The following is a 25,746-nucleotide window of genomic DNA, read 5'->3' as shown; positions in this document are numbered from 1 at the left end:
CGGTCAGTAGAAGCCTTCGCGGCGGTTGTAGCGCTCAGCGCGCTCGCGGTCATAGTGCGCCGCGTCGAACGCCTCACCCTGGATGGCGCGGTGCACCTCGCCGCCGGTGGGCAGCACCGACGGGTCGATGAACCGTGCCGGGTCCCAGAAGTGCGAGCGCAGGAAGGCCTTCGAGCACTGCGTGTAGGCCTCCTCGATGTCCAGCAGCAGCCCCAGGCGCGGTGTCTTGCCCTCGAGCGCGCTGGGCGCGAGCAGCGCGGCGTCGGTCGTGATGACCGCGCGGCCGTTGACGCGGAAGGTCTCCGTGGCGCCGGGCACGATGAACAGCAGCCCCACACGCGGGTTGGCCAGCACGTTGCGCAGCGAGTCGGCGATGCGGTTGCCGGGGCGCTCGGGCATGAGCAGCGTGCGGTCATCCAGGATGCGCACGAACCCGGCGGGGTCACCGCGCGGGCTGACGTCGCAGCGGCCCGCGGCGTCGCTGGTGGCCAGGCAGACGAACGGCGAGCGCTCCACGTACAGCCGTGTGGCGGCGTTGAGCCGGTCGGTGATCTTGGCGCAGGTCAGCGCGGCAGGCTCGCCGATGAGCGCGCGCAGCTGGCCCTCGGTGTGGATGAGGTCGGCGGTGAGGCGGTGGGGCGTGGGGCTGCTCATGGCTGCCCATGCTAGCCCCCCAGCTTCAGCAGCCCGCCATGCCGTGCGACTGCACGCGCTGCGTCTTGTCGTCCACGACGTAGCTGACGGTGCAGGCGAAGCGGCTCTGGCCGGTGCCCGGGTCGGTGGGCGCGGCACGCGTGAAGGCGTAGACGGTGCTGCCATCGCCACGGCGCGTCACGGTGGTCGGCTTGCCGAGCTTGGCGGTCAGCTCGGCGAGTGAGGCGCCGTGCCAGCGGCTCAGCGCCGTGTCGAACTCGGCGCGGCGGGCGGCGTCCTTGTCCTTCAGCACGGAGACCGGTGCGGGCGTGGCCGGCGGGTTGGCGGTGGGGGTGGCGCAACCCGCCATCAGGGCGGCAAGGGCCAGGGGCGCCAGTGCGTGGAATCGATTCATGGTCCGCAGGCTAGCGCAGCCGCGGCGGGCGGCGTCGCCAGATGTAAGCGCGGCGCGGTCAGTGCTTCTCGTCGGCACCGTAGCGGCGTTCGCCGGTCCGCGGGTGGTAGAACACCCGCAGGGCCCGCCCGGATTCCGGGTCGATGAAGCGCTCCTCGGTGGCCTCCCAGCCGTCATCGGCTGGCGTGCCGCGCGTGCGATAGCGCCAGCGCTCGGCCAGCACCGCGACGGCCACGACGCCGCCCCAGAGCGCGAACGGCGCACCGTCCTTTTCGCCGGCCAGCCACGCGACCCCGCCGATCACGAAGACCGCCACGCCCACCACCAACAGCCCGGTGCGCAGCATCATGCGGCGGGCGGCACGCGCTCGACCACCACGGCCGTGCCGTAGGCCACGATCTCGCTCATGGTCTGGCCCATCTCCGACGAGTCGAAACGCATCATGACCACCGCATTGCCGCCCATCTGGTGCGCGTTCTTCACCATGCGGTCGATGGCGTGGCGCCGCGCCTCCTCCAGCAATTGCGTGTACTCGGTGATCTCGCCACCGATGAGCGAGCGCAGGCCTGCCATCAAGTTGCCCGCCAGCCCGCGGCTGCGCACGACGACGCCGAAGACCTGGCCCCTGACCTCCACGACGCGATGGCCGGCGATGTTTTCCGTGGTGACGATCAGCACACTGCGCTCCCTGACGTGGCGGTGGCGCCATCCTAGACGCCCAGACGCGCGATCTGGCGGCGTCGGGACGGCGGGAGAATCAGCGTCGATGACACCGCCTCCCGCCCCGGCCCACGACCCCATGCCCCAGCCGCCGTCCGAGCCCGATCTCGGCGCCTGCTGCGGCAACGGTTGCGATCCCTGCATCTTCGACCTGCACGACCTCGCGATGGACGCGTACCGGCAGGCGCTGCGGGCATGGCGGGCGCGGCATCCCGACGTACCCTGAAGGACCCACCGCCATGTGCCGCAACATCCGCACCCTCTTCAACTTCGAGCCGCCGGCCACCGAGGTCGAGATCCGCGATGCGGCGCTGCAGTTCGTGCGCAAGCTCAGCGGCTTCAACCTGCCGTCGCAGGCCAACGCGGCGGCGTTCGACCATGCGGTGGCGGCCATCGCCGACGAGGCGCGCACGCTGATCGCGTCGCTCGTGACCGCGGCCGAACCCAGGAACCGCGAGGTCGAGGCGGCCAAGGCGCGGGAGCGCTCGGCCGAACGCTTCGGTCATCGCTGAGGTCGCCGCGCTGACGCACAATCGCCGCGCCCCCGGCTACCCGACTTCGCCATGCGCCTGAAGCTCGCCCTGTCCTTCCTCGCCCTGCTGCTGCTCGTCGCGGCCTGGTTCGCGTTCGCCTGGCGCTGGAGCTACGCCGAGGGCGAGCGCGCCGGCTGGGTGCAGAAGTTCTCGCGCAAGGGCTGGGTCTGCAAGACCTGGGAGGGCGAGCTGGCCCTGGTGTCGCTGCCGGGCACCAGCACGGTGGAGAAGTTCCAGTTCACGGTGCATGACGAGGCCGCGGCGCAGGCCATCAACAAGGTCATGGGCAAGCGCGTGAACCTGCACTACGAGCAGAAGGTCGGCCTGCCGGGCGCCTGCTTCGGCGAGACGCGCCACTTCGTCACCGGCGTCACGCAGGTCGACGAGATCTCGCTGTCGCCCGGCGTCGTCGTGCCGACGCCGCAGGCGTTGCCCGCGTCCGCGCCTTCAGCTCCTTTCACGCCATGACCATCGAACTGGATCGCCCCGAGCGCGAGCAGGCCGTCGCCTCGCTGCAGCGCTACCTGGAGACCGAGTTGGACGAGCGCGTCGGCAACGTCGCGGCCGGCGCGCTGCTGGGCTTCTTCCTGGAGGAGATCGCACCGCTGGTCTACAACCAGGCCGTCGCGCAGGTGCAGGAGCGCCTGTCCCAGCGCGTCGCCGAGGTGGACGTGGAGGTGCACGAGGACGCCTTCCAGTACTGGGGACGCCGCGGCGCCCGGCCGGCCCGGCGCACCTGAGCCGCGCGGGTCGACGAGGGCTCACGACGGCTGATGCCACGCGTTGCCAACAGCCCGCGGCGACACTAGCCGCATGTCACTGTTCCAGCCCCTGATCGCTCGTTTCGAGCGCCTCGTCGACCCTTATCCCGAGTCCCCCGCCGCGCGCCCGGGCGCGCTGCCGACGCGCTTCTTCGCCTTCCTGTGGCGCTGTGCCGACGGGGTGCGCCCGCAGCTGCTGGCGGTCACGCTGTTCACGGCCGGCATCGCGGCGGCCGAGGCGTTGCTGTTCAGCCTGATGGCGTCGCTGGTGGACTGGCTGTCCGGCATGAAGCCGGCCGAGCTGTGGCACCGGCCGCAGCCCGTCGTGTTCGTCTTGCTGGCCGTGCTGGGCGTCAGCGTGGTGCTGGCCACCGTGCAGGCGCTGACCAAGTACCAGGGCGTGTTCGGCAACTTCCCGATGCGGCTGCGCTGGCTCTTCCACCGCCGCATGCTGTCGCAGAGCATCTCGTTCTTCGGCGACGAGTTCGCCGGCCGCATCGCCACCAAGGTCATGCAGACGGCGCTGGCCGTGCGCGACACCTGGCTCATCGTCGTGGACATCCTCGTCTACGTGGCCGTGTACTTCGGCACGCTGGTGGCCATCGTCGCGAGCTTCGATGCCTGGCTGATGGCGCCGTTCGCGGCGTGGCTGGCGCTGTACCTCGTCGCGCTGCGCTACTTCGTGCCGCGCCTGGGGAAGGTCGCGCAGGCGCAGGCCGACGCGCGCAGCCTGATGACGGGCCGCATCACCGACGCCTACACCAACATCGCCACCGTCAAGCTGTTCGCCCACGGCCAGCGCGAGACCGGCTATGCCAAGGCGGCGATGCAGGATTTCATGACCACCGCCTACGCCCAGATGCGGCTGGTGACGGGCTTCGAGATCGTCAACACGCTGCTGTCGGCCTTCCTCGTCGGCTCCACCGCGCTGCTGGCGCTGTGGCTGTGGGGTGTGAGCGCCATCGGCGTGGGCGCCGTCGCCGCGGCCACCGCGATGGCGATGCGGCTGAACGGCATCTCGCACTGGGTGATGTGGGAGATGGCGTCCCTCTTCGAGCACATCGGCACGGTGCAGGACGGCCTGGCCACGCTGACCCGGCCGCAGACGGTCGTGGACGCGCTCGATGCCAAGGCGCTGTCGGTGCCGCGCGGCGAGGTGCGCTTCGAGCAGCTGCGCTTCGCCTACCCGAACGGCAAGGTCGTCGTCGACGGGCTGGACCTGACGATCAAGCCCGGCGAGAAGATCGGCCTGGTCGGTCGCAGCGGCGCGGGAAAAAGCACGCTGGTGAACCTGCTGCTGCGCCTGCACGACCTGCAGGATGTGAACGGGCAGGACGGCGGCCGCATCCTCATCGACGGCCAGGACATCCGTCACGTCACGCAGGACTCGCTGCGCCGCCACATCGGCATGGTCACGCAGGACACCTCGCTGCTGCACCGCTCGGTGGCCGACAACATCCTCTACGGTCGCCCCGACGCCACGCCCGAAGAGGTGCAGCGCGCCACCGAGCGCGCGCATGCCGACGAGTTCATCGCCACGCTGTCCGACCCCAAGGGCCGTACAGGCCTTGAGGCCTACGTGGGCGAGCGCGGCGTGAAGCTCTCCGGCGGCCAGCGCCAGCGCATCGCCATCGCCCGCGTCATGCTCAAGGACGCGCCCATCCTGCTGCTGGACGAAGCCACCAGCGCGCTGGACAGCGAGGTGGAGGCGGCCATCCAGCAGTCGCTGTTCAGCCTGATGGAAGGCAAGACCGTCATCGCCATCGCGCACCGGCTGTCAACAATAGCCGCGCTGGACCGCCTCGTCGTCATGGACGCCGGCCGCATCGTCGAGCAGGGCTCGCATGCCGAGCTGCTGGCGCAGGGCGGCATCTATGCGCGGCTGTGGGCGCACCAGAGCGGCGGGTTCCTGGGCCTGGACGACTAGCCGCCACGCCGCTTCAGCGTGCCGTCAGCATCGCGTTCGCCGGCAGGGCCGTGCCGCGCAGCTGCGCGTCGAGGAAGGCGCTGCTGAGGGTCAGCCCCGCTTCCAGGTTGGCCTGCGCCGCCTCGGTCGCGCTGCCGCTGCGCGGGCCGCGGGCAACGCCGGCACCGCCGCCCGGCCCTCTGCCGCCGTCCCCGCCCCGGCCGCGCGCCATGCCGCCCATCGCCAGCGCCTTGTGCTGGTCCTGCGCGGCCCAGTCCTCGCTGACCTGGGTGCCCGACAGGCCCGCGTGCGACACGCCCGGCAGGCTCAGCAGCCAGGCGTTGCCCGGTGCCAGCGCGTCGAAGCCGCGGCGGCGCTCGGCGGGGTCCTTGATGAGGCCCAGCGGGTCGCCGTCCACGTCGCTGGTGATGACCAGCACCGGCACGCGCGTCGCCGGTTGCATGGGCGGCGGGCTGATGGCGATGACGCCCTGCGGCTGCCAGCCGCCGGCCGGCCAGTCCAGCACCGTCTGCGCGCCGGTGTCGTAACCGGCCAGCACGGCGTGGTGCCAGTCGAGTTGCGCGGTGGGCGCGCTCGTGCGCAGCGCGTCGAGCAGGCGTGCCAGCATGCCCAGGCGGTCGCGCTGCGCGACTTCGCCGTGGTGCAGCTGCCCCAGCTCGCGGAACTCGCCGGTGCGTGACAGCTCCGAGCGCCACGCCGCAGCGTCGGCCTCCAGCGGCTGCACCGACAGCACCGCGTAGCCCGCTGCCGCCCAGGCCGCATGCCAGCGCTGGCCCGCCTCGCTGGGCTGCCCCAGGCCCGGCAGGTAGACGACCACCGGCTGCCCCGCCGATGCGGTCGCCGCGGTCCGCGTCAGCACGACGCGCCGGCCCAGCCGCTCGAAGGCCTGCACCTGCAGCGGCACGGCCGGCTGCGCGTGGTCGGCGCGGTGGGGTGGCGCATCGTGGCGCGCGTGGCGGGGCGGGTCGCCGGCGCAGCCGTTCAGCAGCAGGGCGGCGGGCAGCAGCGTGGCGATCAGTCGTGCAGGGGTCATGGGCAGGCGCCAGGAGGTTCGCCGCCACCATAGCCGTGTCACGTCGCTGGTGTGTGTCTGCCGCCTGTGCGCGGCCGTAGACTTCGCCGCCATGACATCAGGCGTGATCGCATTCGTCGGCGGCGGCAACATGGCCAGCGCCATCATCGGCGGGTTGCTGCGCGCCGGCACGGCCCCCGGGCAGATGCGGGTGGTGGAGCCGCACGAGCCGCAGCGCCGCAAGCTCGCCGCCGAATTCGGCGTGGCGGCGCAGGCCGCGGGCGACGAGCGCCTCGGCGGCGCCGGCACCGTCGTCTGGGCCGTCAAGCCGCAGTTGTTCGCCGAGGCGGTGGCGCCGCTCAAGCCCTGGCTGTCGGGCGCGCTGCAGCTGTCGGTGATGGCCGGCATCCGCACCGATGCGCTGGTGGCCGCCACCGGCAGCGAGCGCGTCGTGCGCGCGATGCCGAACACGCCGGCGCTGATCGGCCAGGGCATTGCCGGGCTGTTCGCGCGGCCGGCCGTGTCGGGCGAGGAGCGCGAGCGCGTGGAGCGCCTGCTCGCGCCCACGGGGCAGACGCTGTGGGTGGCGCGCGAGGACGACCTGGACGCGGTGACGGCCCTGTCCGGGTCCGGGCCGGCGTACTTTTTCTTCTTCGTCGAGGCCATGATGGCCGCGGCCGTGGACATGGGCCTGAGCCCCGAGCAAGGCCGGCGCCTGGCGCTGGCCACCTGCGGCGGCGCGGCGGCGCTGGCACTGGCCTCCGACGAGTCGCCCGCCGTGCTGCGCGAGCGTGTCACGAGCCAGGGCGGCACGACGCATGCGGCCATCATGTCGCTGCAGGCGGATGCGGTGGACGCCGCCATCCGCCGTGCGGTGCGGGCCGCGCAGCAACGCGCTGCCGAACTCGGCAAGGCCTTCGGCTGAATGGGCATTGCCACGCGAGACAGCCTGCGCGACTGGCTGCGGGCGCCCGGCTCCCTGAGCCGCCGGCTGGCCCGGCTGGGCGAGCGCTTCGAGGTGCAGGTACTGCGCCAGGGCGTGGCGCCGTTCCGGGCGCGCGAGCGCTCGGCGCTGGGCCTGCCGGCGCGCGGCCTGACCCTGGTGCGCGAGGTCATCCTGCGCGTGGACGGCGAACCGCTGGTCTGGGCCCGCTCGGCCCTGCACCAGCGGGCCACGCTCGGGCCGTGGCGGGCGCTCAAGGGCCTGGGCGCGCGGCCGCTGGGCCATCTGCTGTACGACGACCCGCGCATCACCCGCAGCGAGCTGGAGCCCCGGCGCCTCAACCGCCACGGCCACACCCGGCGCCACGCCGCGCGCCAGTGGCAGGCCGCGACCGGTGAGGCGGTGTCGCCGCAGATGTTGTGGTCGCGCAACTCGGTGTTCAGCCGCAGCGGCGCCCAGCTGCGCGTCATGGAACTGTTCGTGCCCGATCTGGCGCGGCATCGGCCGGGTGCCCGCAGGCGCTAGACGCGACGCCCGACACACCGCGGGTCGCTCCGGCCGTTGGCTGTCATCGAGCTGACGAAGCCTTCGAAAGTGGCGCTGGCGTAGTCATAAATGCGTGGGTGAACCCATAAAACTCTCCTAAACTCTCCATGCCAGAGGGGCGTTAGTAGACCCGCCGCGCACAGACGCAGGAGGGCTGTATGACTGGGGCATTGAATTGAATACGCGGGAAGTGGTGATCTTCAGCGGCGAGCGCTATGTCGTGCCGCAATGCATACAGCGGATCGACCATCTGTCGACCCATGGTTGGCAACTGCGCTACGGTGGCACCAAGCTGTTTTCCGATCACAGCCAGGACGGCAGCGGCGCACGGCGCGCGCTGGCCCTGGCCACCAAGGAGTTGCTCAAGCGCATCGCGACGCTGCCGGCGCCGTCGCGGCTGCGCCGCACGCCCAGCCGCAAGAAGCAAAGCGATCTGCCGTCGGGCATTTCCGGCCCGATCGTGCGCCAGCGGGCCGGCAGCCGCGTGCGTGACTGCAGCTTTGCCGTGACGCTGCCGCGCTTCGGCGAAACGCCGCTGGCACGCAGCGTCTACATCGGCACCGAGAACACCTACACCGTGGAGCGCTACCAGCAGGCGCTGGAGCGGGCCATGGCGCTGCGCGAAAAGGCCGAGGTCGCTTACCAGCGTGCCGCGACCAAGGAGCGGCGCGCCCAGGCGCAGCTGCTCAAGGTGCAGATGAGCAGCCTGCTCGGCAAGGGCTGAAGCCGGCTGGTGTCTGGGGGGGCGGGTCGGGTCGACCGGCCGGCCTCTGAAACCGCGCGTACCGCGTGCGGTCGTACCATCGGCGCCCGCTCCAGGCACCCGCGCGGCTGCGTGGGCGCCGGCAGTACATGCTGCCGGCAGCATGGAGCCCTCCCACTTCGTGAAAGTGCCGAGCGATGCCGCAGGACAACCAGGACCATTTCCGCTGGGGCGTGATCGGCCCCGGCAACATCGCCAAGCGCTTTGCCGCCGCACTCGCCGCGGTGCCGGGCGCACGCCTGGCGGGCGTGTTCGCGCGCGACGTGGCCAAGGGTCAGGCCTTTGCCGACCGGTGGGCCCGGCCCGGCGAGGCGCTGCGCGTGACGACGCAGCTCGACGAGCTGCTGGCCGCCGTGGACGCGGTCTATATCGCCACGCCCCATTCCCACCATGCCGAGTACGTGCGCGCCGCGCTGCTGGCGGGCACGCCGGTGCTGTGCGAGAAGCCGCTGGTGACGACGCGCGCGCAAGGCCAGCAGCTGGTGGACCTGTCGCGCGAGCGCGGCGCGTTCCTGATGGAGGCGCTGTGGACGCGCTTCCTGCCGGCCTACGAGCTGGCCGGCCGCTGGCTGCGCGAGGGTGCCATCGGCCAGCTGCGCGCCATCCGCTCGACGTTCTGCTTCCCGGCCCGCTACGACCCGCAGCACCGCACGTGGAACCCGGCGCTGGCGGGGGGCTCGCTGTGGGACATCGGCATCTACAACCTCGCCGCGACGCGCTGGGCGCTGCAACAGGTGAACGGCGGCGAATGCCCCGAGCCCGTCGCGATGGACGTGCACGCGGTGCTGGCGCCCACCGGCGTGGACGCCTCGGTCGACGCGATGCTGCACTTTCCCGGCGGCATCACGTCGCAGTTCCGCTGCGGCTTCGATGCGGCCTCGGGCAACGCCTTCGAGGCGCTGGGCAGCGAGGCCTGCCTGCGCTTCCCGAACAGCTTCTCGCAAGCGCAGTCCGTGGAGCTGATCCGGCGCGGCCAGGCGCCCGAACGCACCGAGGCGCCTTATGCGCTCAATGGCTTCGAGGGGGAGATCGCCGAGGCGCAGGCCTGCATCCGCGCCGGCCTCGTCGAGAGCCCGCGCATGCCCCACGCCGAGAGCCTGGCGCTGCTGGGCTGGATGGACGCGATCCGGGCGCGGTTTCCCGTGCCCTGAAGTTGCGCCGCGCCGTCGCTCAGCGCAACGCCAGGTCCAGCACCGTGCCGGCGAACACGGCGAAGCCCACCCAGTGGTTGGCGCGGAACGCGCGAAAGCACGCCCCGCGTTCGCGCCCGCGGATCAGCGTGAAATGCCAGGCGGCCTGCGCCGCCGCCGCGGCGATGCCCAGCAGGAACCACCGCCCCAGGCCCAGCCGCAGGCCCAGCGCCGTCCACAGACCCAGGTAGATCGCGTAGAAGGCCATGATGCCGGCCACGTCGAAGCGGCCCAGCGCGATGGCCGACGAGCGCACGCCGATCGCCAGGTCATCGTCCCGGTCCACCATCGCGTACTCGGTGTCGTAGGCCAGCACCCAGAACAGGTTGGCCACCAGCAGCGCCCAGGCCGACAGCGGCACCGAGCGCAGGTGCCACTCCGCGCCGCCCAGCGCCGCGGCGAAGGCCATGGGGATGCCGAAGGAGAACGCCACGCCCAGCACCGCCTGCGGCATCGCCAGCACGCGCTTGGCGAACGGGTAGGCAATGGCGACGGCGAGCGCCGCGAAGCTCAGCAGGATGGTCGGCGGGTTGGTCGTCAGCACCAGGCCGAAGGCGGCGAGGGCCAGCGCGGCGCCGAGCGTCAGCGCGGCCTTCACCGACACCGCGCCCGTCGTCACCGGGCGCTGCGCGGTGCGCTTGACGTGGCGGTCGAAGTCGCGGTCGGCCACGTCGTTGATGCAGCAGCCGGCCGAGCGCATCAGCACCGTGCCCGCCGTGAAGACCGCCAGCAGGTGCCAGCCCGGCCAACCGTCCGCGGCGATCCACAGCGCCGCCAGCGTGGGCCACAACAGCAGCAGCCAGCCGGCCGGGCGGTCCCAGCGGATGAGCTGCAGGTACAGCGCCAGCCGCGAAGGCTGCATGGGGCTGGGGGCGACGGGAGAGGCGGTCGGCATGGCCGGCATTTTCACGCCGCGGCGCCGGTGCCGGGCCCGAGCTGGAATCCCCGGCCCGCAGCAGGCCCTTGGCAGGCGCGCCTACAGTGCCGCAGCCCAGCCCAGGAGACGCGAAAGCCATGACCGACCTCAGCCAGTTCCCCATCACGACCAAGTGGCCCGCCCGGCATCCGGACAGGCTGCAGCTCTACTCGCTGCCCACGCCCAATGGCGTCAAGGTGTCCATCGCGCTGGAGGAGACCGGCCTGCCCTACGAGCCGCATCTGGTCAGCTTCACCACCAACGACCAGCTCAGCCCCGAGTTCCTGTCGCTGAACCCGAACAACAAGATCCCGGCCGTCATCGACCCCGACGGGCCGGGCGGCAAGCCGCTGGCGTTGTTCGAGAGCGGTGCGATCCTGGTCTACATCGCCGGCAAGACCGGCCAGTTGCTGCCCACGGACGTGGCGCTGCGCTACGAGGCGCTGCAGTGGCTGATGTTCCAGATGGGCGGCGTCGGGCCGATGTTTGGCCAGCTCGGCTTCTTCCACAAGTTCGCCGGCAAGGACTACGAGGACAAGCGCCCGCGCGACCGCTACGTGGCCGAGTCCAGGCGGCTGCTGGGCGTGCTGGATGCGCACCTGAAGGGTCGCGAGTGGCTGGTCAACGACGCCTACGGCATCGCCGACATCGCGACCTTCCCGTGGATCAACAACCTCGTGGGCTTCTACGGCGCGGGCGACCTCGTCGGCTTTGGCGACTTCAAGGAAGTCGCCCGCGTGCTGAAGGCCTTCGTCGCCCGGCCGGCCGTGCAGCGCGGCCTGCAGATCCCGTCGCGCGGCTAGGCCGGGCGCCGCTCGCGCCGCTTGGCCGACACGGCCTTGACGACGGTGGCCAGTGGCGGCGCGGCGGCGAAGTCCGCCTCGTGCGGCGCGAGCGCCAGCTCCAGCAGCCGGCGCACGGCGGGCTTGTCCAGGTCGTCGGGCGAGGCGAGCCGGATGCTGCGCACGCGCGCGCCCTGGCCCTGCAACAGGCCGTCGGGGTCGGGCAGGTCCTTGCCGTACAGGAAGAACAGCGTCACCCAGCGCGGGTAGCCGGCGATGGACACCAGGCTGGCCGCGGCGTGGTCGGCATAGGCGTAGCCGACGGCCAGCGCGTTGTAGTTGTCGTAGACCAGCTCGAAGCCGCGCGGCACGCGCGCGCACAGCTTGCGCCGGCAGGCGGTGATCGCGTCGGCCATCGCCGGCGTGTAGCGGGCGATGAAGTCGGCGACCTGGCGGGCGGTGGTGTCGGGCATCAGCGGCCTCATTGCCATGCGGTGACGCGGTCGCCGTCCTGCGGCACGCAGCCGGCCGCCAGCGGCCCACCGCCCTCGCGCATGACGATGCCTTGCGGGCCGTGGCAAAGCTCGATGCGGCGCGCGGCCGGCCAGCGCTGCTGCGTGAAGGCTTCCAGGCTGTCGGGCAGGCTGGTCTGCACGCGGCCGGCGTCGAGCAGCGCGGGCGGGTGGTCGTTGAAATGCAGCCAGGGCACGAAGCGGCCCGCCAGCATCAGCCATGCCGACGCCTGCACTGGCTCGGGTGCATAGCCCTGGGCCTGCAGCCAGGCCTGGGCGTCGGCACGGGTGCGCGTGCCGGCGGCGGCGGCGGCGATCAGCTCGGCCACCCACTGGTTGCAGTTCTGGTACGCGGTGCTGAACGGGTAGGCGTTGGCGCTGTAGCGCGCGTTCAGCAGGCCCAGCGCCAAGGGCTTGTCCAGCGCCGCGGCGGCCAGCGGCGTCGCGGCTTCGGGCGGCAGCAGCAGCAGGCTCACGTAGCCGACGCGGGCGTCGTCGCTGCCGGAGATGAAGCCGGCCAGGCCCTGGTCGAACAGCCGTGGCGCGCCTTCGGCGCAGGCGTAGTACAGCTGGCGCACGGCCCAGGGCATGTCTCGGCCGTCGGCCAGCCCGGTGGCCAGCGCGATGCCGGCGTGCGAGTAGCGCAGGCCGAAGCGCGACAGGTCGGTGCCCGAGCGCGAGATCAGCGCGGCGGTGGCGCCCGACGCGGCCAACGCCTCGCGCACGACGGCGGCGAAGCGCAGCAGCCGGTCCTGCTGCGTGGCGGTGATGTCCTGCGCGCGGTCGCAGCCGCGGGGTGGCGAGGACGGGGGCGAGCCGGCCTGCGCCGCGCTGGCGGCGACGGCCATCGAGACGGCCAGCAGCGTTCGGATCAAGGCGTGACGACGCGCGCGGCCATCTCGCGCGCCCAGGCGTCTTCGAGCACGAGGAAGAAGGCTTGGCCGGTGTCGGCGTGGGCGAACGCAACGCCGTAGGGCTGCGGCGTGGCCTGCACCTCGTCGCCGACGCGCACGGCGCGCGCGGTCAGCGCGGCCTGGGGCAGCGTCAGCTCGACGGGCTCGGTGCCTTCGCGTGCCAGCGTCAGGCGCAGCTTGCCGGCTTCAGCTTGCGCCACGTCCGTCACGCGGTAGCGGCCTTCGGCGCGGCGGTCGCCGCCGTGGCTGCTGCTGCCGGACGAGGCCTTGAAGGAGTCGGACACGCTGCCAATCGACGCCGAGCCCGCGCCGGCAGCGGAGGACACGAAGGAATCGGCCTGCGCGGCAGCGGCGGCCAGCGTCAGGCTGGCGAGGAGGAGAAGACGGCGCATCGTGGACTTCATGGATGAAGGAGACGCGCAACGATAGCGCGCCAGCCGTCGCCCGTCGCGGACTTCACTCCGTGGCCAGCGCCTGCGTGCGCGCGGCTTCCTTGCGGTACAGCGCCGGTGCCCCGGGCTGCCACAGCGCCAGCGCCTGGCGGGCCAGCGTGCGCGCCCGGGCGGTGTCGCCCCGCTGCGCGTGGGCGTCGGCCTGCAGCCCGAGCGCCTGCGCCAGCATCCAGCGGCGGCTGGCGTTCTCCGGCTGGTCGGGCGTGGCGCGCATCAGCGCCTCGGCTTCCTGCGCACGGGCGAGCTTCTCGTCCGCGCTGCCGCTGGACTCGCCCACCCACCAGGCGGCGTCGGCGCGCCAGCGGCTGAGGTAGAAGTCGCCGGCCAGCGCCGCGGCCGCCGGCATGGCCGCCAGCGCGTCGCGCAAGGCCTTGGCATCCGGCGTGGACCGGCTGTGCTGCCAGGCCAGCCGGGCGCGGGTGAAGCGCAGCAGCACGAGATCGCGGCGCGCGGCCTGGTTGCGGCCGTCGCGCTTCAGCTCCTCGCCCAGCGCGGCGAAGCTGTCGTCGAACAGCTGCAGGCCGCGCGCCGCATCGCCCAGCTCGCCGTGGATGCGGCCGGCCGCCGCCAGCGCGAGCGCACGCTGGTAACGCAGGTTGCCGTTCTCGGGCTGCAGCCGCAGCGCGGCGTCGCGCAGCGCCAGCATCAGGTCGGCCTCGCGGCGCGCGACGTCCGCGTCGCCGCTCAGCAGCGCCCAGTTGGCCAGCAACTGGTGGGCCCAGGCGGCCTCGTGGATCAGCTCGGCCTGGTCGGGCAGGCGCGCGCGCAGCGTGTCGAACAGCGCCACGGCCTGCGCGATCGTCTGGCCCGCCGCGGCCAGGTCACCGAGCTGGGGCTGCGACGGGCTGCCGCCCTGCTGCAGGCCGATGCGTCCCACGATGGTCGCGACGGCGGCCATGGTCTTGGCGTCGTCGGGCTGCAGCGCGAGCGCGCGCTCGTTGAGCCGGCGCGCCTGCTGCAGCGCCTGCACGCTGTCCGCCAGCCGCCCGCCGCGGCTGGCGAGCATGGCGCGGCCCTGGTACATCTCGGCCGCGATGCGCAGCGCGTCGCCGTCCTGCGCCAGCGCGTCGATGTAGTGGGCCTGCAGGGCGATCGCCTTGTCGACGTTGCGCTGCGAGGCGTCCAGCTGTTCCTGGCTCGGCGAGAAGCCGTCGCCCTGCAGCGAGGCGATGCGCGAATAGCTCTCGGCCAGCTCCTGCGCCAGCCGCGGGTTGCGGTGCAGCTCGGGGCCCAGCTCGTCGGCGAGGCCGTCGAGGTAGCCCAGCGCGTCCTTCAGCAAGGCCTCGCGCGTGGCCAGGCTGCCGGGCAGCTCGGCGATGTCGTCGTGGTAGCGGAACACCATCTGCCGCGACAGCTCGCGCAGCTGCGCGAACCGGTGCTCGGCTCGCGCCTGCGCCTGCTGCGCGACGCGCATCTGCCACAGCGTGCCCGCCAGGCCGCCCACCAGGCTCAGCAGCGCCACGCACGCCAGCGCCACGGCGAGGCGGTTGCGGCTGACGAAGCGCGCCATCAGGTAGGCCATCGTCTGCGGCCGGGCGCTGACCGGCCGGCCCTGCAGGAAGGCGCGCAGGTCCGCGGCGAACTGGTCCACCGTGGCGTAGCGGCGCGCGGGGTCCTTCTCCAGCGCCTTCAGCAGCATGTTGTCCAGGTCGCCCTTGAGCCGCTCGCGCAGCGCCGGCCAGGCGGGGTCCTGCGGCCCGGGGCTGGGCAGGCTGGACGGCAGCGACGGCGCCTCGTTGAGCGCGGCGCGGGCCATGGCCGCGGCGTCGGTGGCGTCGCGGCCGTAGGGCCGGCGCCCGGTGAGCAGCAGGTACAGCAGCACACCCAGCGAGTACACGTCGGTGGCCGTGGAGACGGGCTCGCCGCGCAGTTGCTCGGGGCTGGCGTAGCCGGGTGTCAGCGGCCGCTCGCCGACCTGGCTGCGGTCCAGATCGGTGGATTCCAGCGGGTCCAGCGCCTTGGCGATGCCGAAGTCCAGCAGCTTGACCTGGCCTTGCTCGGTCACCATCACATTGCCGGGCTTGAGGTCGCGGTGCACCAGCAGGTGCCGGTGCGCATGGGCAACGGCGTCGGCCAGCTGCAGGAACAGCGCCAGCCGGGCCTCCAGCGGCAGCCCCGCGCAGGCGGCGTCCAGGCTGCGGCCCTGCACGCGCTCCATGACGACGAAGGGGCAGCCCTCGGCGTCCAGGCCCGCGTCGAACAGCCGCGCGATGTGGGGGTGGTCCAGCCGCGCCAGCGCCTGTCGCTCCTGGGCGAAGCGCCGCAGCACGGCGGCGGAGTCCATGCCGGGCTTGAGCAGCTTGATGGCGGCCTCGCCGTCGTAGGCGCCGTCGCTGCGCCGCGCCAGCCAGACCTCGCCCATGCCACCGGCGCCCAGCAGCGACTCCAGCGTCCAGCCGTTCAGGCGCAGGCCGGGACGCGCGCGGCGTACCGGGGCGGCCCCGTCGTCCAGCGGCGCGGGCGACTGCAGGAATGCCGGCGCACCGCCGCTGTGCTCGGTGGCGTGTGCCAGCAGCGACAGCACCTCGCGCTGCACCTGCGACGGCGCGCCGCTGGCTCGCACGTGCGGCTCGCGCTGCGCGGGCGGCAGTGAAAGCGCGGCGTCGAAGAGCTGGCGGATCTGTTCCCAGTCGGTCGGCGTCATGGCGGCAGTGTGCGGCGCACCGCGGCCGCTGCCCATGGGGCGAGTGCCGATGCCGGTCAGGGCGTTGCCGGTGCTGCCGCCGCCCGCGGCGTGACTCAGGCCGGCACGCGGACCGCGACGCGGGCGCGTTCGATGGCCGCGATCAGTGCTTCTTCCGGATAGGGTTTGCCGAGCAGCTGCGTGACGCCGGCGGCGGCCGCCTCGTCCTGCTTGTCGTCGGAGGACGTGATCATGACGACGGGCAGCGCGGCGGTGTCCGCCGCGGCGCGCACCCGGCGCGTCAGCTCGAAGCCGTCGATGCCGGGCATCTCGACGTCGGTGATGAGCAGGTGCGGTCGTTCGGCGGCCATCTGCGCCAGCGCGTGCTCGCCGCTGTCGGCCAGCGCAACGCGATAGCCTTGGCTGGCCAGCAGCCGGCTGATCTTCACGCGCACGATCTTGGAATCGTCGGCGACGAGCACCAGCGTCTCGTCGGCACGCAGCTCGCGGGTGGGGGCTTCATGCGCCGGTTCTTGCGCCTGCTGTTCGGCGGCCCGGCGGGCCCTCTCGTCGCGCTCGGCCTGGGCGGTTTCGGCGGCCTCAGCGGCCCGCCGCGCCTCGGCCTCCTGCGCCTCCCTCGCCTGGCGTGCCAGGCGTTCGCTTTCCTGGCGAATCAGCTCCTCGCGCTGGGCCTGTTCGCGCGCCGCCTCACGGGCCTCGGCGGCACGGCGCTCGGCCTCGGCGGCCTCGCGGGCCAGGCGGTCGCTCTGTTGCCGCGCCTGTGCGTCGCGCTCGGCCTGTTCGCGGGCGGCCAGCGTGGCCTGGCGGCGGGCCTCGGCCTCCTGGGCGGCCTGGGCCGCGGTGTCGGCGGCCACCTGCTGGGCGCGCGCGGCGTAGTGCGCCTTGGCGACGGCCAGGTTCTGCGCCTCGCGGCGGGCGGCCTCGTCGCGGGCGCGCTGCTGGCGCCGCCGGCCCAGCCACACGAGGCCGACGGCCACGAGAACCAGCACGGCGGCCAGCAGCGAGAGCAGGAGGGAGTCGGGCTTCAAGGGGCTCACGGCGCATGCCGCGCGGGGTCTGCAACAACCGCCAGCGTACCTAAAAGTCGCGCCCCCCGAGCCCGGTGGCATGCGCTGGGCCGTGCGGGCTGCGCAGGACTTGGCTGCTGCCGCGTGTTTTCAGCGCCGCAGCAGCGGGGTGGTGGGCGTGACGCCGGTGTCGAGGTCGGCGTCGGCCGGGTCCACCAGCGACAGCACGAAGGCCAGCACCGACACCCCGAGGGTGATCGCGAAGCGGGAACGGGCCGACCTGAACATGGCCGCATGTTCGGCCAGAAGACGCCGTTGCGCGCTCCCTAACCCGGTGGTGAATGCTGCCCGCTCGGCCCCAGTGTGTTGCCGATTGTGAGCGGGCCGGGTGACGCCGCTGTTTTGCGGCTCAGGCGGGGCGCTTCGACGTCCAGCGCTCCCACAACGCCACCGTCTCGCCGACCAGGCCGCGCCTGAACGCCAGCACGCAGACGATGAAGATCAGCCCGGTGACGAGGCTGACCGATTCGCCCAGGCCGCCAAACCAGGCGATGCCGGTCAGGTCGGCCAGCAGGTTGCCCAGGTCGCCGATCTTGTTCTCCAACGCGATGATGACCAGCGCGCCCACCATCGGCCCCACCAGCGTGCCCATGCCGCCCACCAGCGTCATGAGGATGACCAGGCCGGAGGTGGTCCAGATCGCGTCGGTCAGCGTGGCGAAGCCCAGCACCAGCGTCTTGGTGGCGCCGGCCAGGCCGGCGAGCGCGGCCGACAGCACGAAGGCCAGCAGCTTGAAGCGCGCCGTGTCGTAGCCCAGCGACGTGGCGCGGGCCTCGTTCTCGCGGATGGACGTCAGCACCTGGCCGAAGGGCGAGTGCACGATGCGGTAGATCAGCCAGAACGCGGCGATGAAGATGCCCAGCACGACGTAGAACAGCGTCGTGTCGCTGGCCAGATCCAGGCCGAGGAAGTGGCCGCGCGGCACGGACTGCAGGCCGTCCTCCCCGCCGGTGAACGGCGCCTGCAGGAAGTAGAAGTACAGCATCTGCGCCAGCGCCAGCGTGATCATCGAGAAGTAGATGCCCGACCGGCGGATGGCCAGCAGCCCGAACAGCAGCCCCACGACGGCCGCGCCGCCCATGCCCAGCAGCAGGCCCACCGGCGTGGGCACGCCCCACACCTTCAGCGCGTGGCCGCAGACGTAGCCGGCCGTGCCCAGGAAGGCGGCGTGGCCGAACGACAGCAGGCCGGTGAAGCCGATCAGCAGGTTGAAGGCGCAGGCGAACATCGCGTAGCACAGCACCTTCATGACGAACACGGGGTAGGCACCCAGCGTGGGCAGCAGCGCGATGCCGAAGAACAGCGCGGCGTACGCCAGAGACTTGTTCGCGATGAGCTTCTTGTTCATCACTTCTCTTTTCCGAACAAGCCGGCCGGGCGAACCAGGAGCACGATGGCCATGACGACAAAGACGACCGTGTTGGACGCCTCGGGATAGACCACCTTGGTCAGCCCCTCGATGAGGCCCAGGCCCAGGCCGGTCAGGATGGAGCCGAGGATGGAGCCCATGCCGCCGATGACGACCACCGCGAACACCACGATGATGAGGTTGCTGCCCATCAGCGCCGACACCTGCAGGATGGGGGCGGCCAGCACGCCGGCGAAGGCGGCCAGCGCCACGCCGCCGGCATAGGTCAGCGTCACCATGGCGGGGACGTTGATGCCGAAGGCCTGCACGAGCTTGGGGTTCTCGGTGCCGGCGCGCAGCTTGGCGCCCAGCGACGTCTTCTCGATCAGCGCCCACACGGCGAAGCACACCACCAGCGACGCGACCACCACCCAGGCGCGGTAGTTGGGCAGGATCATGAAGCCCAGGTTGGTGGCGCCGGCGAGCTGGTCGGGCACCTGGTAGGGCTGGCCCGACACGCCGTAGAAGCTGCGGAACACGCCCTCGATGACCAGCGTGATGCCGAAGGTCAGCAGCAGGCCGTAGAGGTGGTCCAGCTTGTAGAGCCACTGCAGCATCGTGCGCTCGATGACGATGCCGATGAGGCCCACGGCGAGTGGCGCGAGACCGAGCATGACCCAGTAGTTCAGGCCCAGGTATTCCAGCCCCATCCAGGCGAAGAAGGCCCCCATCATGTACAGCGCCCCGTGGGCGAAGTTGATGATGTTGAGCATGCCGAAGATGACCGCCAGGCCCAGCGACAGCATCGCGTAGAACGAGCCGTTGACCAGGCCCAGCAGCAGCTGGCCCAGCAGGGCCGGCAGGGGAATACCGAAGATTTCAGTCATGGCAGTGAAGTTCAGACCCTGGACGCCCGCCGGGCCGCTGCCAAGGGCGGCCAGGGCCGATGTCGATGCCGGCCCATACCGGCATTGATCGGCGTCCCCTCGGGGGACTGAGCGAGGGGCTCATGTTTACTTCTTGACGAGCGGGCACTTGCTGTCGGCCAGCTTGGTGTACGCCTCCTCGCCCGGGATGCGGGTCACGACCTTGAAGTAGTCCCAGGGTTCGGTGGACTCCTTGGGCGACTTGACCTGCAGCAGGAACATGTCGTGGATGCCGCGGCCGTCTTCCTTGCGGATGGTGCCCTTGGTGTAGAAGTCGTTGATGGGCGTGTCCTTCATCTTGGCCATGACCTTGTCGGCGTCGTCGCTCTTGATCGCCTCGACGGCCTTCAGGTAGTGCGTGACCGCGGAGTAGTCGGCCGCCTGCAGCGACGACGGCATGCGCTTCATCTTCTCGAAGAAGCGGCGGCTCCAGGCGCGCGCCTCGGGGCTCTGGTTCCAGTACCAGGAGTCGGTCAGGTACATGCCCTCGGTGGTCTTCAGGCCCAGCGAGTGGATGTCGTTGATGAACATCAGCAGGCCGGCGAGCTTCATGCCCTTGGTGATGCCGAACTCGTTGGCGGCCTTGATGGAGTTGATGGTGTCGCCGCCGGCATTGGCCAGGCCCAGGATCTGCGCGCCCGAGCTTTGCGCCTGCAGCAGGAAGCTGGAGAAGTCGTTCGCGTTCAGCGGGTGCTTGACGCTGCCCTTGACCGTGCCGCCGTTCTTCTGCACGACCGCCGTGGTGTCGGCCTGCAGGGCCTGGCCGAAGGCGTAGTCGGCGGTCAGGAAGTACCAGCTCTTGCCGCCCGCCTTAGTCACCGCGCCGCCCGTGCCGTTGGCCAGGGCCACCGTGTCGTAGGCGTAGTGGATGGTGTAGGGCGTGCAGTTCGCCCCGGTCAGCGCGGAGCTGCCGGCGCCGATGGAGATGAAGGGCTTCTTCTTCTCGGCGGCGACCGTGGCCATGGCCAGGTTGGCGCCGGAGTTGGTGCCGCCGACGAGCAGGTCCAGCCCTTGCGTGTCGATCCACTCGCGCGCCTTGGCGGAGGCGACGTCGGCCTTGTTCTGGTGGTCGGCGAAGATGAACTCGATCTTCTTGCCGGCGATGGAGCCCTTCATGTCGGCGATGGCCATGCGGATGGCCTCGACGCCGCCGGCGCCGTCGATGTCCGCATACACGCTGGACATGTCGGTCAGCAGGCCGATCTTGATGACGTCGCCCGAGATCTGGGCCTGGGCGCCGAGGCTGCAGGCGGCGAGCGCCGCGGTGGCGAGGGTGGTGCGAGTGGCTTGGGTGAAACCTGCGGTTTTCATGGGTGTTGTCTCCTGGGTGGGGGTCGTCGGTTCAAACGCTGAGCAGTTCGTCCATCTGGGCCTGGTGGCTGGCCAGCTCGGCGGCGGGGAAGGACAGCACCACTTCGCCGTGCTCGATGACGATGAAGTGGTCGGCCAAGGGGGCGGCGAAGCGGAAGTTCTGCTCCACCATGACGATGGTGAAGCCCTGGCCCTTGAGCGTGCGGATCATGCGCGCCAGGGCCTGGACGATGACGGGCGCGAGGCCTTCTGAAATCTCGTCCAGCAACAGGATGTCGGCGCCGGTGCGCAGGATGCGCGCGACGGCCAGCATCTGCTGCTCGCCCCCCGACAGCCGCGTGCCGGGGCTGCTGCGCCGCTCCGCGAGGTTGGGGAACATCGCGTAGATCTCGGTCTCGGACATCGCCTTGCCGCGCCTGGCCTTGAGCAGCGGCGGCAGGCGCAGGTTCTCTTCGGTGGTCAGGCTCGCGAAGATGCCGCGCTCTTCGGGGCAGTAGCCGATGCCGAGGTTGGCGATGCGGTGCGTGGACAGGCCGATGGTCTCGTCGCCGTGGACCTTGATGGAGCCCTTGCGCGCGCCGGTCAGGCCCATGATGGCGCGCAGCGTGGTGGTGCGGCCGGCGCCGTTGCGGCCCAGCAGCGTGACGACCTGGCCGGGCTGCACGCTCAGGTTGATGCCATGCAGGATGTGGCTTTCGCCGTACCAGGCGTGGAGGTTTTGAATTTCGAGCGCGGGGGTGGCCATGGGGTTGATCAGATGGCTCGGTACTTCTGGTTTTGGGTGAGTGTCGTGCCGGGATGCGCGCCCGGCGGCGCGGTAACTTTCTTCTGCGGGGCCAGAAGAAAGTCACCAAAGAAGAGGCCCTGAACCGCACTCGATGGCAACGCCGCCACCAACGGCGCGCGAAAACTTGCGGTGGTATTGAGGGCAGACGCGAGCCGCTGCGCTCTCGCTGCTGTCCTTGTGACGAGCGCCATGACGCGCCTCTTCACGCCGCCTAACGTCGGCTGCACGCCGAACTCATCAGGGAATACCGCGTCGCTGGGGCGACGCCACAGGGGCTTGGCTGGGTGTTGGGGTTCGCTGTACTCACCCCAACCTACGAGGAGCAACGAGACGTCGCGTCGCCCGAGCGACGCTGTCTTCGGTCTTTCTCGTGAGCCCGGCGTGCAGCCGCGCGTTAGGCGGGCTAAAGCAGCGATGGGTGATGTTGGTGACAAGGACAGCAGCGAGAGCGCAGCGGTTCGCGTCTGCCCACCTACCGAGTGGCTGTTGCACGGCGCAGCTCGTGCATGTGGTGCTGGTGTGCGGTTCAGGGCCTCTTCTTTGGTGACTTTCTTCTGGCCCCGCAGAAGAAAGTTACCCCGCCGCCGGGCGGGACTCCCGGCACCACATTCGCCACCAACCAGCAGTACCGAGCGCACAGACATGTTCAATGCGCCCCCACCAACTCAGTCGCCTCAGTGCCCATGTAAGCCTCCAACACCGCCGGATGCCTGGACACCGTCGCGTAATCCCCTTCCGCCAAAACCGCACCACGCGCCAGCACCGTGATGCGGTCCGCGATGCTGGCCACCACCTTCATGTTGTGCTCCACCATCAACACCGTGCGCCCCTCGGCCACGCGCTTGATGAGCGCCGTCACGCGGTCCACGTCCTCGTGCCCCATGCCCTGCGTGGGCTCGTCCAGCAGCATCAGCTGCGGCTCCATGGCCATGGTCGTGGCGATCTCCAGTGCGCGCTTGCGGCCATAGGGCAGGTCGGCGGCCTTCAGGTGGGCCATGTCGCGCAGGTCCACCAGCTCCAGCAGCGACAGCACCTTCGCGTCCAGCGTCTTCAGCCCCGTCAGCCCCTTCCAGAAATGAAAGCTCGTGCCGGTGAAGCGCTGCAGGCCGATGCGCACGTTCTCCAGCACGGTGAGGTGCGGGAACACGGCCGAGATCTGGAAGCTGCGGATGACACCGCGGCGGGCGATCTGCGCGGACGATTCACCGGTGATGTCGGCGCCCGCGAAGACGATGCGGCCGCGCGTCGGCGTCAGGAACTTGGTCAGCAGGTTGAAGCAGGTCGTCTTGCCCGCACCGTTGGGGCCCAGCAGCGCGTGGATGTGGCTGCGCCGCACCTGCAGGTGGACCGAGTCCACGGCGGTGAAGCCTTTGAACTCCTTGGTCAGATCCTGGGTCTCGAGGATGAATTCGCTCATGGAGGTCCGGGTTAGGTGGGCGACTCTAGGCCTTGAAACCTGACGGTGGCTTACGGGCATTCACGGGGTTCGATCGGCGGCGATGAACCGCTCGATGAGCCCGATCTGCTCCGGCGTGTTCAACGCCGGGGCGTGGCCGCAGCCGGGGATGAGCGCAACCGCCGCGCGCGGGCCGCGCTCGCGCATGGCCTGGGCGGTCTCGGCCGTCAGCAGCGTGGAGTCCTCGCCGCGCAGGCACAGCACCGGCAGGTCGAGCGCGTCCCAGGCATCCCACAGCACATAGTCGTCGGGATGGTGGTCGAACTGGTCCGCCATCGCCGGGTCGTAGTGCGGGGTCACGCGGCCATCGGGCAGGCGGCGCAGCGAGGTTTCGGTGAGGTGGCGCCACTGGCTGTCACTCAGGTGACCAAAGCTGGCGTAGATGTCGCGGAAATAGGTTTCAAGCTCGCTGACCGTCGCAAAGCTGGGCGGCTGGCCGGCATAGGTCTTGATGCGAGCCAGCGCCGGTGCCGCCAGCTCGGGCCCGTTGTCGTTCAGCACCAGCCGGCGGATGCGGCCGCGCAGCCGCGTGGCGGCGCCCAGCGTGCCGATGGCGCCGCCCATGGACGTGCCCACCCAGTGCACCTTGTGCAGGCCGAGCTGGTCCAGCAGTGACTCGGCTTGCTGGACGTAGAAGTCCAGGCAGTACTCCAGCGCCGGTTCCACGGCCCATTGCGACAGGCCGCGGCCCAGCGTGTCCGGGCAGATGACGCGCCAGCGAGGGCTGAGGGCGGCGGCGAAGTCGTCGAAATCACGGCCGCTGCGCGCCAGGCCATGCCATGCGATGACGGCCGGCGCACGCTCGTCGCCCCACTCGGTGACGTGCAGTTCGCGGCCCAGGCAGGTCAGGTAGCGCGAGCGCATCGTCATGCCCTCTTCCTTGCGCGCGCCCACGCGGCCAGCCGCAGTCGCCCGACGACGCCGCCGGGGAAGTGGTAGACCGCCAGCACGAACAGCAGGCCCAGCCACAGCAGCCAGCGGTCCGGCGCGACCAGCGTGCCCAGCACGGGCACGCCCTCCACCAGCGAACCCGCAGCCTTGAGCAGCGCCTGCAGGTAGTTCTGCGCGACGATGAACAGCACGCTGCCGATGACGGCGCCGTAGACCGTGCCCATGCCGCCGATGACGACGATGAGCAGCAGGTCCAGCATGATCTCCATGCTCATGGCCGTCTCCGGGCCCGTGTAACGCAGCCACAGCGCCAGCAGCGCGCCGCCGCAGCAGGCCAGCAGCGCCGCGATGACGTTGGCGCCGGTGCGGTAGACGACGGGCCGGTAGCCGATGGCCTCGGCGCGGAACTCGTTCTCGCGGATGGCCTGCAGCACGCGGCCGAAGGGCGAGTTGACGATGCGCAGCAGCAGCAGGATCAACGCGGTGACGGCGACGAACAGCCCGTAGTAGGTCAGCAGCCGGCCGTCGAGCATGACGCCCAGCACCGGCTCCTCCAGGAACTCCGTCGACGGCCGCAGCACTGAAGGCAGCTGGAAGTTCAGGCCGTCCTCGCCACCGGTGAAGTCGCTGAGCTGCGAGCACAGCGTCATGAAGGCCGACGCCACGGCCAGCGTGATCATCGCGAAGAAGATGGCCTTCACGCGCAGGCTGGCCAGGCCCATGGCCAGCGCCAGCACGGCGCTGAGCGCGAGCGCGGCGACGAAGCCGAGGGCGAGCGAGCCCCAGTCCGCGCCGAGTCGCGTCGACGCGATGGCGATGCCGTAGGCGCCGATGCCGACGAACATCGTGTGCGCGAAGCTGACGATGCCGGTGTAGCCCAGCAGCAGGTCGTAGCTGGCGACCAACAGGATGAACACCAGGATCTTGGCCGCGACGTTGAGTGCCTGCGTGCCGGGGAAGACGAAGGGGGCGCCCGCCAAGCCGACGAAGCAGGCGATGAGCAGACCGCCGAGGATGCGGCTGCGCGGCAGGTCGTGGGAGAGCAGCGTGCGGATCATTTGGCGCCCACCGGGTAGAGGCCCTGGGGCCGCCAGAGCAGGACGGCGACCATCAGCCCGATGTTGGAGAAGAGGGCTGCCTTCGGGGCCAGGAAGCCCGCGTAGTTGGCCACCAGCCCCACCAGCAGCGCGCCCACCAGGCAGCCCACCGTGGAGCCCAGGCCGCCGATGATGATGACGATGAAGAGCAGCAGGTTCACGTGCGAGCCGATCTGCGCCGTGACGCCCTGCTGCACCAGGCCCCACAGCACGCCACCCAGGCCTGCCAGCGCGGCGCCGGCGACGAACACGCCGACGAACAGCCGCCGGATGCGGTAGCCCAGCGCCTCGACCATCTCGCGGTCCTGCACGCCGGCGCGGATCAGCAGGCCGAGCTTGGTGCGGTTGAGCACGAGCAGCAGCGTGACGAGCACGGCGATGCCGATGACCATGGACAGCATGCGGAACTTCTCCACTGCCACGTCGGCCCCGAACGCGTCCCACAGGAAGATGCCGCGCAGCGTCTCGGGCATGGGCAGCGGGATCAGCTGCGCGCCCCAGCTGGCCTTGATGAGTTCCTCGCCGATGATCATGCCGCCCATCGTGATGAGGATCTGCTTCAGGTGCTGGCCGTAGACGGGCCTGACCAGCACGCGTTCGAAGACGACCCCGACGGCGGCCGCGATGGCCATGCCGGCGAGGCAGGCGGCGGCGAGTGCGGCGAGGTTGGCGGCGACGTCTGGGGCGGCAACCCACGGCGCGAGGGCCGCGAGCACGGTGGTCGCCATGAAGGCACCCAGCGCGATGAACACGCCGTGGCCGAAGTTCAGCACGTCCATCAGGCCGAACACCAGCGTGAGGCCGGACGCGATGACGAAGATGATCAGGCCCATGGCGATGCCGGCCAGCGTCAGGTTCAGCCAGGTGCTGGGGCTGCCGGTGAGTGGCAGTGCGAGCAGCATGATGGTGGCCAGGAGAGCGAGGGGTCTGGGGTCGAGTTTCATGGGCTCGCTACTTCTTGAGGCTGGCGAGTGACGTGCCGGGATGCGCGCCCGGCGGCGCGGTAACTTTCTTCTGCGGCGCCAGAAGAAAGTCACCAAAGAAGAGGCGCTGAACCGCAAGCGAGCGGGGCGCCGCGAAGAGCGGCGCGCGAAAACGAGCACTTGCGTTCAGGGAAGACGCGACCCGCTGCGCTCTCGCTGCTGTCCTTGTGACGAGCACGATGGCGCCCGCTTCAAGCCGCCTAACGCGCGGCTGCAC

31 protein-coding genes are annotated in these 25,746 nt (G+C 71.1%); 10 read left to right on the top strand and 21 right to left on the bottom strand.

The features are described from left to right. Nucleotides 1-3: 3 nt before the first annotated feature. The 4 genes from ACO07H_RS02825 to ACO07H_RS02810 are packed head-to-tail and all read right to left on the bottom strand — an operon-like array spanning nucleotide 4 to nucleotide 1,726. Nucleotides 4-654: a pyridoxamine 5'-phosphate oxidase family protein gene (locus ACO07H_RS02825; protein WP_422010897.1), complete on the bottom strand. Its 651-nt coding sequence runs from the start codon at nucleotides 652-654 to the stop codon at nucleotides 4-6. 25 nt (nucleotides 655-679) lie between these two features. Continuing rightward, complete coding sequence (locus ACO07H_RS02820; RefSeq protein WP_422010895.1) at nucleotides 680-1,048, bottom strand: hypothetical protein; 369 nt, start codon at nucleotides 1,046-1,048, stop codon at nucleotides 680-682. A gap of 58 nt (nucleotides 1,049-1,106) precedes the next feature. Further along, nucleotides 1,107-1,397: a hypothetical protein gene (locus ACO07H_RS02815; protein WP_422010893.1), complete on the bottom strand. Its 291-nt coding sequence runs from the start codon at nucleotides 1,395-1,397 to the stop codon at nucleotides 1,107-1,109. Then, nucleotides 1,394-1,726: a YbjQ family protein gene (locus ACO07H_RS02810; RefSeq protein ID WP_422010891.1), complete on the bottom strand. Its 333-nt coding sequence runs from the start codon at nucleotides 1,724-1,726 to the stop codon at nucleotides 1,394-1,396. Before ACO07H_RS02810 ends, ACO07H_RS02815 begins: the two co-directional genes overlap by 4 nt. A gap of 88 nt (nucleotides 1,727-1,814) precedes the next feature. Here ACO07H_RS02810 and ACO07H_RS02805 point away from each other — a divergent pair, with 88 nt between their 5' ends. The 5 genes from ACO07H_RS02805 (at nucleotide 1,815) to ACO07H_RS02785 (ending at nucleotide 4,989) form a co-directional block, all read left to right on the top strand. Beyond that, nucleotides 1,815-1,994 carry an oxidoreductase-like domain-containing protein gene (locus tag ACO07H_RS02805; RefSeq protein WP_422010889.1) on the top strand — a complete coding sequence of 60 codons (180 nt, stop codon included), beginning with the start codon at nucleotides 1,815-1,817 and terminating at the stop codon, nucleotides 1,992-1,994. Nucleotides 1,995-2,007: 13 nt separating this feature from the next. Beyond that, a complete protein-coding gene (locus ACO07H_RS02800; protein ID WP_422010888.1) occupies nucleotides 2,008-2,280 on the top strand; it encodes a DUF2277 domain-containing protein in 273 nt (90 codons plus the stop codon). A gap of 51 nt (nucleotides 2,281-2,331) precedes the next feature. Beyond that, entirely contained in the window at nucleotides 2,332-2,769 is a 438-nt protein-coding gene (locus tag ACO07H_RS02795) for a hypothetical protein (RefSeq protein WP_422010886.1), read from the top strand. Next, the gene (locus ACO07H_RS02790; protein WP_422010884.1) at nucleotides 2,766-3,041 is read left to right on the top strand and encodes a DUF2164 domain-containing protein; all 276 of its coding nucleotides are present in this window, start codon (nucleotides 2,766-2,768) and stop codon (nucleotides 3,039-3,041) included. The genes ACO07H_RS02795 and ACO07H_RS02790 overlap by 4 nt, the downstream gene beginning before the upstream one ends. Nucleotides 3,042-3,132: 91 nt before the next feature. Then, complete coding sequence (locus ACO07H_RS02785; RefSeq protein WP_422011649.1) at nucleotides 3,133-4,989, top strand: ABC transporter ATP-binding protein; 1,857 nt, start codon at nucleotides 3,133-3,135, stop codon at nucleotides 4,987-4,989. A 13-nt stretch (nucleotides 4,990-5,002) separates the two neighbouring features. Here the strand turns inward: ACO07H_RS02785 and ACO07H_RS02780 are convergent, their stop codons facing one another. Next, a complete protein-coding gene (locus ACO07H_RS02780; RefSeq protein WP_422010882.1) occupies nucleotides 5,003-6,022 on the bottom strand; it encodes a hypothetical protein in 1,020 nt (339 codons plus the stop codon). Nucleotides 6,023-6,113: 91 nt separating this feature from the next. Between ACO07H_RS02780 and proC the strand changes: the two genes are divergently transcribed. From proC to ACO07H_RS02760, 4 genes are all read left to right on the top strand, one after another. Continuing rightward, nucleotides 6,114-6,926: a pyrroline-5-carboxylate reductase gene (gene proC / locus ACO07H_RS02775; protein WP_422010880.1), complete on the top strand. Its 813-nt coding sequence runs from the start codon at nucleotides 6,114-6,116 to the stop codon at nucleotides 6,924-6,926. Further along, the gene (locus ACO07H_RS02770) at nucleotides 6,927-7,469 is read left to right on the top strand and encodes a chorismate--pyruvate lyase family protein (RefSeq protein ID WP_422010878.1); all 543 of its coding nucleotides are present in this window, start codon (nucleotides 6,927-6,929) and stop codon (nucleotides 7,467-7,469) included. 196 nt (nucleotides 7,470-7,665) lie between these two features. Beyond that, nucleotides 7,666-8,214 carry a hypothetical protein gene (locus ACO07H_RS02765; RefSeq protein ID WP_422010876.1) on the top strand — a complete coding sequence of 183 codons (549 nt, stop codon included), beginning with the start codon at nucleotides 7,666-7,668 and terminating at the stop codon, nucleotides 8,212-8,214. Between the two features lie 176 nt (nucleotides 8,215-8,390). Continuing rightward, entirely contained in the window at nucleotides 8,391-9,404 is a 1,014-nt protein-coding gene (locus tag ACO07H_RS02760; protein WP_422010874.1) for a Gfo/Idh/MocA family protein, read from the top strand. A 19-nt stretch (nucleotides 9,405-9,423) separates the two neighbouring features. Here ACO07H_RS02760 and ubiA read toward each other — a convergent pair whose 3' ends face one another. After that, nucleotides 9,424-10,338 (bottom strand): 4-hydroxybenzoate octaprenyltransferase, encoded by a 915-nt coding sequence (ubiA, locus tag ACO07H_RS02755; protein ID WP_422010872.1) that lies wholly within the window; start codon nucleotides 10,336-10,338, stop codon nucleotides 9,424-9,426. A 119-nt stretch (nucleotides 10,339-10,457) separates the two neighbouring features. On the opposite strand from ubiA, the gene ACO07H_RS02750 reads away from it, so the two are divergent. Beyond that, nucleotides 10,458-11,162 (top strand): glutathione S-transferase N-terminal domain-containing protein, encoded by a 705-nt coding sequence (locus ACO07H_RS02750; RefSeq protein ID WP_422010870.1) that lies wholly within the window; start codon nucleotides 10,458-10,460, stop codon nucleotides 11,160-11,162. Here the strand turns inward: ACO07H_RS02750 and ACO07H_RS02745 are convergent. The 15 genes from ACO07H_RS02745 to ACO07H_RS02675 all read right to left on the bottom strand — a co-directional run bounded on the left by ACO07H_RS02745 (nucleotide 11,159) and on the right by ACO07H_RS02675 (nucleotide 25,490). Next, nucleotides 11,159-11,614, bottom strand: a complete 456-nt coding sequence (locus ACO07H_RS02745) for a hypothetical protein (RefSeq protein ID WP_422010868.1) — start codon at nucleotides 11,612-11,614, stop codon at nucleotides 11,159-11,161. The two genes, ACO07H_RS02750 and ACO07H_RS02745, sit on opposite strands and share 4 nt — an antisense overlap. A gap of 8 nt (nucleotides 11,615-11,622) precedes the next feature. Then, nucleotides 11,623-12,528: a DUF2145 domain-containing protein gene (locus ACO07H_RS02740; protein ID WP_422010867.1), complete on the bottom strand. Its 906-nt coding sequence runs from the start codon at nucleotides 12,526-12,528 to the stop codon at nucleotides 11,623-11,625. Then, nucleotides 12,525-12,959: a hypothetical protein gene (locus ACO07H_RS02735; protein WP_422010865.1), complete on the bottom strand. Its 435-nt coding sequence runs from the start codon at nucleotides 12,957-12,959 to the stop codon at nucleotides 12,525-12,527. Before ACO07H_RS02735 ends, ACO07H_RS02740 begins: the two co-directional genes overlap by 4 nt. A 64-nt stretch (nucleotides 12,960-13,023) precedes the next feature. After that, the gene (locus tag ACO07H_RS02730; RefSeq protein WP_422010863.1) at nucleotides 13,024-15,663 is read right to left on the bottom strand and encodes a protein kinase domain-containing protein; all 2,640 of its coding nucleotides are present in this window, start codon (nucleotides 15,661-15,663) and stop codon (nucleotides 13,024-13,026) included. A 95-nt stretch (nucleotides 15,664-15,758) separates the two neighbouring features. After that, nucleotides 15,759-16,700: a response regulator gene (locus ACO07H_RS02725; RefSeq protein ID WP_422010861.1), complete on the bottom strand. Its 942-nt coding sequence runs from the start codon at nucleotides 16,698-16,700 to the stop codon at nucleotides 15,759-15,761. A 120-nt stretch (nucleotides 16,701-16,820) separates the two neighbouring features. Beyond that, nucleotides 16,821-16,958, bottom strand: a complete 138-nt coding sequence (locus ACO07H_RS02720) for a hypothetical protein (RefSeq protein WP_422010859.1) — start codon at nucleotides 16,956-16,958, stop codon at nucleotides 16,821-16,823. Between the two features lie 121 nt (nucleotides 16,959-17,079). Then, nucleotides 17,080-18,078, bottom strand: a complete 999-nt coding sequence (locus ACO07H_RS02715; RefSeq protein ID WP_422010857.1) for a branched-chain amino acid ABC transporter permease — start codon at nucleotides 18,076-18,078, stop codon at nucleotides 17,080-17,082. After that, a complete protein-coding gene (locus ACO07H_RS02710; RefSeq protein WP_422010855.1) occupies nucleotides 18,078-18,965 on the bottom strand; it encodes a branched-chain amino acid ABC transporter permease in 888 nt (295 codons plus the stop codon). Before ACO07H_RS02710 ends, ACO07H_RS02715 begins: the two co-directional genes overlap by 1 nt. A gap of 126 nt (nucleotides 18,966-19,091) precedes the next feature. Further along, nucleotides 19,092-20,315: an ABC transporter substrate-binding protein gene (locus ACO07H_RS02705; protein WP_422010853.1), complete on the bottom strand. Its 1,224-nt coding sequence runs from the start codon at nucleotides 20,313-20,315 to the stop codon at nucleotides 19,092-19,094. A gap of 31 nt (nucleotides 20,316-20,346) precedes the next feature. Continuing rightward, entirely contained in the window at nucleotides 20,347-21,060 is a 714-nt protein-coding gene (locus ACO07H_RS02700) for an ABC transporter ATP-binding protein (protein ID WP_422010851.1), read from the bottom strand. Between the two features lie 8 nt (nucleotides 21,061-21,068). Then, complete coding sequence (locus ACO07H_RS02695; RefSeq protein ID WP_422010849.1) at nucleotides 21,069-21,293, bottom strand: hypothetical protein; 225 nt, start codon at nucleotides 21,291-21,293, stop codon at nucleotides 21,069-21,071. A gap of 455 nt (nucleotides 21,294-21,748) precedes the next feature. Further along, a complete protein-coding gene (locus ACO07H_RS02690) occupies nucleotides 21,749-22,519 on the bottom strand; it encodes an ABC transporter ATP-binding protein (protein ID WP_422010847.1) in 771 nt (256 codons plus the stop codon). Between the two features lie 60 nt (nucleotides 22,520-22,579). Then, nucleotides 22,580-23,428 carry an alpha/beta fold hydrolase gene (locus ACO07H_RS02685; RefSeq protein WP_422010845.1) on the bottom strand — a complete coding sequence of 283 codons (849 nt, stop codon included), beginning with the start codon at nucleotides 23,426-23,428 and terminating at the stop codon, nucleotides 22,580-22,582. After that, the gene (locus tag ACO07H_RS02680; RefSeq protein ID WP_422010843.1) at nucleotides 23,425-24,507 is read right to left on the bottom strand and encodes a branched-chain amino acid ABC transporter permease; all 1,083 of its coding nucleotides are present in this window, start codon (nucleotides 24,505-24,507) and stop codon (nucleotides 23,425-23,427) included. The genes ACO07H_RS02685 and ACO07H_RS02680 overlap by 4 nt, the downstream gene beginning before the upstream one ends. Next, on the bottom strand, nucleotides 24,504-25,490 hold the full coding sequence (locus ACO07H_RS02675) for a branched-chain amino acid ABC transporter permease (RefSeq protein ID WP_422010841.1): 987 nt from the start codon (nucleotides 25,488-25,490) through the stop codon (nucleotides 24,504-24,506). Before ACO07H_RS02675 ends, ACO07H_RS02680 begins: the two co-directional genes overlap by 4 nt. Nucleotides 25,491-25,746: the final 256 nt, after the last annotated feature.

The sequence above is a fragment of the Roseateles sp. genome (assembly GCF_965229315.1).
GTDB lineage: Bacteria > Pseudomonadota > Gammaproteobacteria > Burkholderiales > Burkholderiaceae_C > Pelomonas.
The sequence above is the reverse complement of the archived record's forward strand: the minus strand, read 5'-3'. Positions and strand labels throughout refer to the sequence as shown.